Source organism: Caballeronia sp., assembly GCF_049581465.1.
Classification (GTDB): domain Bacteria; phylum Pseudomonadota; class Gammaproteobacteria; order Burkholderiales; family Burkholderiaceae; genus Caballeronia.
Genome location: NZ_JBAUSA010000601.1, coordinates 1 through 1,980, shown reverse-complemented (window position 1 = coordinate 1,980; position 1,980 = coordinate 1). Strand labels below are relative to the sequence as shown.

2 protein-coding genes and 1 pseudogene are annotated in these 1,980 nt (G+C 56.9%); all 3 read right to left on the bottom strand.

The genetic code is table 11. The annotated features are described in order from the left end of the window. A pseudogene (locus WCA53_RS14735) lies at positions 1–724 on the bottom strand (conjugal transfer protein TrbI); the annotation flags it as partial. 5 nt (positions 725–729) lie between these two features. Beyond that, positions 730–1,626, bottom strand: coding sequence for a TrbG/VirB9 family P-type conjugative transfer protein (locus WCA53_RS14730; protein WP_423911487.1), 897 nt, complete (start codon positions 1,624–1,626; stop codon positions 730–732). Then, positions 1,623–1,980 (bottom strand): type IV secretion system protein (locus WCA53_RS14725; protein ID WP_423911485.1); only part of this gene is annotated, 358 nt, incomplete at its 5' end. The genes WCA53_RS14725 and WCA53_RS14730, both read right to left, overlap by 4 nt.

Below are 1,980 nucleotides of genomic sequence, written 5' to 3'. Positions count from 1 at the left end.
AGCCTTCAACGGCCGTGACATGGATGTTGTGTGGCGGCGTCAACGTGCATCCGGTGGCCCGCCTGTTGAACGTTGTCCTGATGATACCGCTCTGCGTAGCTGCGTCTTGCAGAAACTCCTTGTCCCGATTTTCCGGCGCTTGTCCCTGCTTCGCCAACTGGACGGCCATCTGTTCGGCAGCGGTACTGCCAGAAGGTTGCAGAGCGGCATGCATCTGTGCCGGAGTGATTACGTCTTGTATGGCTGGGGTCGAGCTTTGCCTGTTACGCGTCGCCCCGTTTTGCTTGAAAATTGGCGATGTGTAGATCATGTCCGCATCGCTCTTAGCCGCGAGCTCGCCGGTCGGATCCTTGTTGATATCGTTGCGAAAGTCATCTCCAGTGAGCATGGGCCGCGTGGCCGTTGGCGACGTCGTAACCGTGACGGTCGAAGCGACGGCGTCCGAAGCTGCTTGCTCTCGTTGCTGGCGGATGATCTCGTCCATGTCTTGCTGTTGCTGCGCCACTGGCACATCTGCAGTGCCTTCCGCGAGCGCCGCCGCCTTCTTTTCCTTCGTTTCCGCAGCTGCCTTGTCGGCCGCCTTCAGCTCGTAGAAGAAGCCCATACTGCCGATACAGACGGCGACAAGAACGCCGATGCTGACCATGGCGTTGCGAGGCAGCTTTCCTTTGATGAGCGATCTTTGTTCCTCGCTTGAAAGTGGATTCGGAGATTGATTTGCCATGGCGATCAGAACATTCCGAGGAAGCGCTGGCGACCGTGGGTGATCGTCACTTCGTCGCTGCCCGAGCGCAAGACAACTTCGTCGGCCAAGCGTTGTAGAACCAGAAAATCGCCGCGACGAATAAAGTTCGCCACGACATCATCTCCGTGATCTTTGATGAACGGAACGGGCCAGGACTGCGCTTTCGCCGGCATACGCATCCAAATGAAGCGGCCGTCATCAAATACGACTTCCGGAGTGAATTCGGCGTGGCCTTTGACGTTGTAGTCCCAGTTCAGCTTGTCAGGCGCGACGTTGATCGAACCCGAATCGGTGCTTCCGCGACCGGTGCCATCATCTGAAGTGCGGCCGCCTAGCGTCTCCCGCGCCTTCACCCTCGACATCAGTGATTGCGGGTACTGAAACCTTACGGTCTGGTAGAAGAAGCCACCAGCGGGTGACGAGATCAGCGTGAAATCGTATTCCCGCTTGTTTGTGGTGATATGCAGCGTGTTGACCAGGTTGGGCTTGTGCGGTTTGACGAAAATGTGGTTCGCGCCGTCTGTGTCGATTTCCCATTGGATGCTGTCTCCCATGGCTGGGTCGGCAACTAATGATTCTCCCGGTTCCAGTTCGATCGTTGTGAGCTTAAGCGGCGCCGTCAGGACTTTGTAGATCTGATCACGGCTATAGGGAAACACGCCGAGGCGTGCATCATCAGGCATCGTGACGGGGTCAGCGCCTGAATTGAACGGATTCAACGGGTTCATTGGATCGCCGGCAACCGCCGCGAGGCTGGGCGAATCCACCACTGGCTTTTTGGCGGCTGCTGCTTGTCCGACAAAGAGGATGCAGCACAGGGCTAACGCGCCCGGCATATAGGCAAGAGCTTTCAGGCGAATTCGAGAGGTCGTCATGGTCATGCCGTGCGTTGCAGGCTAAAGAACGGAACGTAGATTCCGAAGGCGTTGGCCGTCAGGGCAGCGTCGGCGGTCGGCGGGACGATCTGATACCGAATCGTCAGCGCGAACGTCTTGACGTCAGGTTTGCCAGTCGCACCGGCTTGGGAAGTTGTTGTCGTGAATTCAACAAGGGCGGTTGAGTCTTCAAGCAAGGCAACGTTTTTAACTTCGACTTCGCGAATCAATTTCGGGTTTGCGGTGATGGCCTGGAATGGAGCATCGGTAGAAATCCATTCAGCGAACTGCTTCGAGCCGGCGCCAATCATTTGGGCCTTAACCGAATTGATGTTGCGAGTCATACGCGCAGTCTCAAGG